This is a genomic window from Immundisolibacter sp. (genome assembly GCF_041601295.1).
GTDB lineage: Bacteria > Pseudomonadota > Gammaproteobacteria > Immundisolibacterales > Immundisolibacteraceae > Immundisolibacter.
In genome coordinates, this window is record NZ_JBFIII010000030.1 from 22,576 (window position 1) to 30,016 (window position 7,441).

Genomic DNA, 7,441 nt, shown 5'->3' on the forward strand with positions numbered 1-7,441 from the left:
ATGGCCGGCAAGGCTTGTCTCGTGCATGGCACTGATAAACTCGGCGCAGCAATCATGAACGCACTTGGCAATAAACACATCCTTCTGGGCGTCACCGGCGGCATTGCCGCCTACAAGGCGCCCGAACTGGTGCGCCGGTTGCGCGAGCTGGGTGCCACAGTCCAGGTGGTGCTGACCGCTGCTGGCGGCGCCTTCATTACGCCGCTGACCCTGCAGGCGGTCAGCGGTCAGCCGGTGCACACGCAGCTGCTCAGCGCCGAGGCCGAGTCCGGTATGGGGCATATCGAGCTGGCGCGCTGGGCCGACCTGATTCTGATTGCTCCCTGTACGGCGGACTTCATGGCGCGTTTGGCACAGGGCCGAAGCGACGATCTACTCGCCGCCTGCTGTCTGGCCTCGCGCGGCGCGATTGCGGTGGCCCCGGCGATGAACGCCGGCATGTGGGACAGCGCCGCGACGCAGCGCAATCTGCGTCAGTTGATCGCCGACGGCGTGCAGGTTTTTGGCCCGGCCAGTGGTAGCCAGGCCTGCGGGGAGGTGGGTGAGGGTCGGCTGCTTGAGCCGGCCGAACTGGTTGCGTGCTGCGCCGGCCTGTTTGGTACCAACGCATTGACGGATAAACAGGTCCTGATCACCGCCGGTCCGACCTTGGAGGACATGGACCCGGTGCGTTACCTCGGTAACCGCAGCTCGGGCCGCATGGGTTATGCGCTGGCCGCCGCCGCGCGTGATGCCGGCGCTGTGGTGACGCTGATCAGCGGCCCGGTAGCACTGGCCGAGCCGCCGGGCGTCACACTGCTGCGCGTACGTTCGGCCAGCGACATGCACCACGCGGTGCTGGAGCGCATCGCCGGCATGGATATTTTCATCGGCGCGGCGGCGGTGGCCGATTACCGCCCGGCGCAGGCCTCCGCGCGCAAAATCAAGAAGGATCAGGAACACCTGACCTTGGAGCTCGTGCGCAATCCGGACATTCTGGCCGAGGTGGCGGCGCGCTCGCCACGGCCGTTCACGGTCGGTTTTGCCGCCGAGACTGACGACGTCCTGACGTACGCGCGGCGTAAGCTTGAGGACAAGAATCTGGACTTGATCGCGGCCAATCTGGTCGGTGCCGGTCAGGGTTTTGACGTGGCGGACAACGCCCTTAGCGTGCTGTGGCCGGGTGGTCAGCAGGAGCTGCCGCGGGCGTCCAAGCCCACGCTGGCGCGGCAACTGGTCAAACTAATCGCGGAGCGCCTGCGTGCTTCAGCTTGAGATAAAAATCCTGAACCCGCGCTTGGGCACGGACTTTCCGTTGCCGCAGTACGCGACGGACGGCGCGGCCGGGCTTGATCTGCGCGCCTGCATCAATGCGCCGGTGACGTTGGCACCTGGTGCCAGCGTGCTGATCCCGACCGGTTTTGCCCTGCATCTTGCAGATGCTTCACTCGCCGCGGTGCTGCTGCCCCGGTCGGGCCTGGGCCATAAACATGGCATCGTGCTCGGTAACCTGGTCGGCCTGATCGACAGCGACTACCAGGGTGAGGTGCAGGTATCGTGCTGGAACCGCGGCGCGGAGGTTTTCACCATCGAGCCGGGCGAGCGCATCGCGCAGATGGTGCTGGTGCCGGTGGTGCAGGCAGATTTCAAGGTGGTCGACGCTTTCACCCCGACGGCGCGCGGCGCTGGGGGCTTTGGTCATACCGGTCGCGGTTGAAGACTTTTTTCGTTTATACAGACGCAGCGAGATCATGAACGAGCACAGTCTCCCACCGGCCGAAATCTTTCGCGCCTACGACATCCGGGGCGTGGTTGGCGAGAGCCTGACCGAGATCGGCGTGTACCAGATTGGGCGTGCCATTGGCACCCTGGTGCGCCGGGCCGGTTGCAAGGAGGTGGCGATAGGGCGCGACGGGCGTGTGTCCGGACCGGCGCTGATCGATGCGCTGACGCGCGGTCTGGCGGCTACCGGTTGCGGTGTGATCGACGTCGGGATGGTGCCCACGCCGGTGGTGTACTTCGCGACCCATCTGTTGAACACCGGCTGTGGCGTGGCCGTCACCGGCAGCCACAACCCGCCCAATTACAACGGCCTCAAGATCATGGTGGCCGGCAAGACGTTGTCCGGCGACGACATCCTTGGCATCCGCGCGCTGATCGAGGCGGACGATCTTGAATCGGGGTTCGGCTATGTGCGTGAGGCCGATGCGCTGACCCCCTACCGCGAGCGCATCCTGGGTGACATCAAGCTGGGTCGCCGGCTGCGCGTGGGTGTGGACTGCGGCAACGGCGTGGCCGGGGCGAGCGCACCCGAACTGATCGAGGCGCTCGGCTGCGAGGTGGTGTCGCTGTTCGCCGAGGTGGACGGCAACTTTCCGAACCATCACCCGGACCCGACCAAGCCCGAGAACCTGCAAGACCTGATCGAGCGGGTGCGCGCCGACAAGCTGGACCTTGGCGTTGCCTTCGACGGCGATGGTGACCGCCTGGGCGTGGTGACGGCGAGTGGGCAGATCATGTTCGCCGACCGGCTGATGATTCTGTTCGCGCGGGATGTGCTGTCCCGCGTGCCCGGCGCGACCATCCTGTTCGACGTCAAATGCACGCGCCACCTTCCGCGCGCGATCGCTGCCGCTGGCGGCAAGCCTTTGATGTGGAAGACCGGCCATTCGCTGATCAAGGCCAAAATGGCCGAGACCGGCGCCGCGCTGGCCGGCGAGATGAGTGGGCATATCTTCTTCAAGGAGCGCTGGTACGGGTTCGACGACGGGGTGTACGCGGCCTGTCGGCTGCTGGAGTACCTGAGCCACCAGCCCGAGACGCCGCAGCAGATCTTCGCCGCCATCCCGGACTCGGCCAGCACGCCCGAGCTGCACCTGCACATGCAGGAAGGCGAGCACTTCGCGCTGATGAAGCAGCTGGTTGCCGCGGCGGATTTTCCGGGTGCCGAGGTGAGCACGCTCGACGGCGTGCGCGCTGACTACCCGGACGGCTTTGGCCTGGTGCGGCCTTCCAACACCACGCCGGTGCTGGTGATGCGCTTCGAGGCCGACGACGCGGCAGCGCTGGAGCGCATACAGGTCGCGTTCCGGGCGCTGCTCGCGCGCGTGCGCCCGGACCTGGCGCTGCCGTTCTGAACATGACGCCGTACATCATTTCCCCGTCCATTCTGTCGGCCGATTTCGCGCGCCTGGGCGCCGAGGTCGACGCCGTGCTGGCGGCCGGCGCGGACTGGGTTCACGTCGACGTGATGGACAACCACTACGTGCCGAACCTGACCATCGGTCCGCTGGTGGTGGAAGCATTGCGCCGCCATGCGCCCAGGGCATTCCTGGATGTGCATCTGATGATCAGTCCGGTGGATGCGTTGGTGCCGGCGTTCGCGGGTGCCGGTGCCAACCTGATCAGCTTTCATCCGGAGGCTTCGGCCCACATCGACCGTACCCTGGCCCTGATCCGGGAGCACGGCTGCCAGGCCGGCCTGGTGCTGAATCCCGCCACGCCGCTGTGTCATCTGGACCACGTCATGGAGCGGCTGGACCTGATCCTGTTGATGTCGGTGAACCCCGGCTTTGGCGGGCAGAGCTTCATTCCGGGCACCCTGGCCAAGCTGCGTGAGGTGCGATCCAGGATAGGCGCCAGCGGGCGCGCCATCCGCCTGCAGGTGGATGGTGGCATCAAGGTGGATAACATTGCCGAGGTGGCGCGCGCCGGCGCTGATACTTTCGTCGCCGGTTCCGCGGTTTTCAACTCTCCGGATTACGCCGCCACGATCGCCACCATGCGCGCGGCGCTTGACGCCGCCGCCTGAGCGGCGAAGACTGCCGGGCCTTTTTGCCTCTGCCCCGCCTGCGCCATGGATCATGCCCGCTTCGTAGAGCTCGCCGCCGAGGGGTACACGCGTATCCCGTTGACGCTGGAGACCTACGCCGACCTCGACACGCCGCTGTCGCTGTACCTGAAGCTCGCCAACGCGCCGAACAGTTTTTTGCTGGAGTCGGTGGTCGGTGGCGAGCGCTTCGGGCGCTATTCGTTCATCGGCCTGCCGGCACGGCGTCTGTTGCGCAGCCATGGGCTCAGTACCGAGCTGGTGCAGGACGGCGCGGTGATCGAGCGCGACAGCGGCAATCCGCTGGATTTTCTGGAACGCTATCAGCAGCGCCAGCACGTCTATGTGCCGCCCGGCATGCCGCGTTTCTGCGGCGGGTTGGCTGGCTATTTTGGCTACGACGCGGTGCGCTACATCGAGCCCAAGCTGGGGCAGTTCGATAAGCCGGACCAGATCGGGACGCCGGATATCCTGTTGCTTGAGGTGGAAGAACTGGCCGTGGTGGACAACCTGGCCGGCAAGATCTACCTGATCGTTTACGTCGATCCGACGCTCGCGGGTGCGTATGCCGTGGGCCAGGAGCGTTTAGTGGCGCTGCATGCGCGCCTGCGCAGCCCGCTGGCACCGCCGGCCAGCCCGCCGGGGGAAGCGACACTTCCGGTGCGCGATTTTGCCCGGGCCGGGTTTCTGGCTGCCGTGTTGCGTGCCAAGGAGTACATCGCTGCCGGCGACATGATGCAGGTGCAGGTCGGTCAGCGGATTCGCAAGCCGTTTACGCAACCGCCGCTTACCTTGTACCGGGCGCTGCGCTCGCTGAACCCCTCGCCGTACATGTATTTCTACGATTTCGGTGAGTTTCAGGTGGTCGGCGCCTCGCCGGAAATCCTGGTTCGGCAAGAGGCGACACCGGCCGGCACCAAGGTCACCATTCGTCCGTTGGCCGGCACCCGTCCGCGCGGTCAGACGCCGGAGGACGACCTGCGCCTGGCGCAGGAGTTGCTGGCCGACCCGAAGGAACGGGCCGAACATGTGATGCTGATCGACCTGGCGCGAAACGATATCGGTCGTATCGCGCGGATCGGCAGTGTCGAGGTGACCGACGAGATGGTGATCGAGCGCTACTCCCACGTCATGCATATCGTGTCGAACGTCGAAGGCTTGCTGCGACCCGACGTGAGCAACTTTGACGTGCTGCGTGCGACTTTTCCGGCCGGTACGCTCAGCGGTGCGCCCAAGGTGCGGGCGATGCAGATCATCGACGAGCTTGAGCCGGTCAAACGCGGCATTTACGGCGGCGCCTGTGGCTATCTGAGTTATTCCGGCGATATGGATTTGGCGATTGCTATCCGCACCGGCGTCGTGAAGGGTGGGCAGCTCTATGTGCAGGCGGCGGCCGGCGTGGTCGCCGATTCATTGCCCGAGAGTGAGTGGCAGGAGACTGAAAACAAGGCGCGTGCGCTGCTGCGTGCCGCCGAGATGGCGCAGGCAGGCCTGGATGTGCTGGTTTAGTTAGCGTGCTGCGTAATCAAGAGTGCCCCGTTGTTGAGCGGGTGGTACAACCGAATCGGTACGGGGCCACGCCGATGCGGTGGCCCGGGAGCAGCGGAGGAGGACGCCGGTCCGCGGGCTTTTGGGGGGTAAGTACACCCACGTCCTGTATATCGGCAGCCGGGTCGGTCGACTTGAGTGCCCGCCAGAAGAATATTTCGGTAACCGGACCGATGCCAGTACCTCAAGCTATAAGTTTGCGTACATGCCGAGACACGCATCCGCGCGCTGAGTGCGCGAAGCGAACCACAGCAATAGCCGCAGCTATTGCGAGGATGAGCGACAAAGCACCCGGTGATGCGGGGCGGGTCGAACATAGCGAAATTTATAGGTTGGGGTACTGGGGCGGGCGGGTTCCCCCATCCCGCCGCTGGGCGGAAAATAGCCGTGACTCGCATTCCTTGAATTTCTTTTGCCGCTGATGGCGGCCATCCGACGGGGCCCCGCGCGCATGGTGTTCATGCTCGATAACTACGATTCGTTCACTTACAACCTGGTGCAGTACCTGGGTGAGTTGGGCGCGCAGGTGCAGGTGCAGCGTAACGACTGCATCAGCGTGGACGAGGTTGAGCAGCTGGCGCCGCAACAGCTGGTTGTCTCCCCGGGCCCGTGCACGCCGCGCGAGGCCGGTATTTCGGTCGACCTGATCCGGCGCCTCGCGGGCCGGGTGCCGATTCTGGGCGTGTGCCTGGGCCACCAGGCCATCGGTCAGGCCTTCGGCGGGCAGGTGGTTCGCGCCGATCAGGTGATGCACGGCAAGACCTCGCCGGTCTATCACACCGGCGAAGGGCTGTTCGCTGGCTTGCCTGATCCGTTTACCGCCACGCGCTATCACTCGCTGGTAGTCGATTGGGCCAGCTTGCCGGACTGCCTGGAAGTCACCGCCTGGACTTGTCACGCGGACGGCCGGCCTTACGAAATCATGGGTCTGCGTCACCGTGACCTGGCGGTGGTCGGGGTGCAGTTTCATCCTGAATCCATTCTGACCCAGCATGGCCACACGCTGCTGGCCAATTTCCTGCAACTGCCGGCCGGTGTGTCTTGACCATACAGGCGGCCATCGCGAAGGTTGTGGAAGGCGGCGATCTGGATGGCGTCGAAATGAACGCGGCCATGTGCGCCATCATGAGCGGCGAGGCCACGCCGGCACAGATCGGCGGTTTTTTGCTGGCCCTGCGTATGAAGGGCGAGACGGTGGTGGAGATCGCCGCGGCGGCGCAGGTCATGCGCGAGCTCTCGCTGCGCGTCGAGGTGGCAGCCGACGGCTTGGTCGATACCTGTGGGACGGGCGGTGACGGCGCCGGCCTTTTCAATGTCTCTACCGCCGCAGCCTTTGTGGTGGCAACCGCAGGTGGGCGTGTCGCAAAGCATGGCAATCGTTCAGTGTCGAGCGCCAGCGGCAGCGCTGACGTGCTGGAGGCGCTTGGCGTGCGCATCGAGTTGCCGTCGGCGGCGATCGCCCGCTGCATCGACGAGCTTGGCTTCGGTTTCATGTTTGCCCCGGCGCACCATCGCGCCACCCGCCACGCGCTCGGTCCGCGGCGCGAGCTTGGTGTGCGCACGTTGTTCAACCTGTTGGGGCCGCTCACGAATCCGGCGCTGCCGCCGAATCAGGTGGTGGGGGTGTACTCGGCCGCGCTGGTGGAGCCCATCGCCCATGTGCTTTTACGCCTGGGAAGTCGGCACGTGCTGGTGGTCCACGCAGACGATGGACTGGACGAGATCAGCCTGGGCGCGGCCACGCAGGTGGCCGAACTCAAAGATGGTGCGGTGCATTGCTACAGCATCACGCCTGAACAGTTCGGCTTGAACCGTGTGCCGAGCTCGCAGCTGGCGGTACCGGATGTGGCGGCCAGCGTTGCCCTGCTGCGCGCGGTGCTCGGGGCACAGGCTGGTCCGGCGCGGGACATCGTCGCACTCAATGCCGGGGCGGCGCTCTACGTAGCCGGTTTGGCGCCAACGCTGGCAGCCGGCGTTGCGCGTGCCGGGGAGGTCTTGGCCAGTGGCGCCCCATTGACGCGGGTTACCGCGCTGGCGGAACTGACGCAGCGCCTGGGGTCGGCATGACCACGCCGGATGTTCTTA

General features: G+C 65.5%; 7 protein-coding genes. All 7 read left to right on the forward strand.

Annotation, left to right across the window (positions count from 1 at the left end):
• Positions 1 to 54 precede the first annotated feature (54 nt).
• The 7 genes from coaBC to trpD all read left to right on the forward strand — a co-directional run bounded on the left by coaBC (position 55) and on the right by trpD (position 7,423).
• Positions 55 to 1,254, forward strand: a complete 1,200-nt coding sequence (coaBC, locus tag ABZF37_RS05830) for a bifunctional phosphopantothenoylcysteine decarboxylase/phosphopantothenate--cysteine ligase CoaBC (protein WP_372717754.1) — start codon at positions 55 to 57, stop codon at positions 1,252 to 1,254.
• A complete protein-coding gene (dut, locus tag ABZF37_RS05835; RefSeq protein ID WP_372717756.1) occupies positions 1,241 to 1,696 on the forward strand; it encodes a dUTP diphosphatase in 456 nt (151 codons plus the stop codon). The genes coaBC and dut overlap by 14 nt, the downstream gene beginning before the upstream one ends.
• Before the next feature lie 34 nt (positions 1,697 to 1,730).
• Complete coding sequence (locus tag ABZF37_RS05840; protein WP_372717758.1) at positions 1,731 to 3,116, forward strand: phosphomannomutase/phosphoglucomutase; 1,386 nt, start codon at positions 1,731 to 1,733, stop codon at positions 3,114 to 3,116.
• 2 nt (positions 3,117 to 3,118) lie between these two features.
• Positions 3,119 to 3,790 (forward strand): ribulose-phosphate 3-epimerase, encoded by a 672-nt coding sequence (rpe, locus tag ABZF37_RS05845; RefSeq protein ID WP_372717760.1) that lies wholly within the window; start codon positions 3,119 to 3,121, stop codon positions 3,788 to 3,790.
• Between the two features lie 45 nt (positions 3,791 to 3,835).
• Positions 3,836 to 5,317 (forward strand): anthranilate synthase component I, encoded by a 1,482-nt coding sequence (trpE, locus tag ABZF37_RS05850; protein ID WP_372717762.1) that lies wholly within the window; start codon positions 3,836 to 3,838, stop codon positions 5,315 to 5,317.
• Between the two features lie 490 nt (positions 5,318 to 5,807).
• A complete protein-coding gene (locus ABZF37_RS05855; RefSeq protein ID WP_372717764.1) occupies positions 5,808 to 6,401 on the forward strand; it encodes an aminodeoxychorismate/anthranilate synthase component II in 594 nt (197 codons plus the stop codon).
• Entirely contained in the window at positions 6,398 to 7,423 is a 1,026-nt protein-coding gene (gene trpD / locus ABZF37_RS05860) for an anthranilate phosphoribosyltransferase (RefSeq protein WP_372717766.1), read from the forward strand. The genes ABZF37_RS05855 and trpD overlap by 4 nt, the downstream gene beginning before the upstream one ends.
• The last annotated feature ends 18 nt before the right edge of the window (positions 7,424 to 7,441 follow it).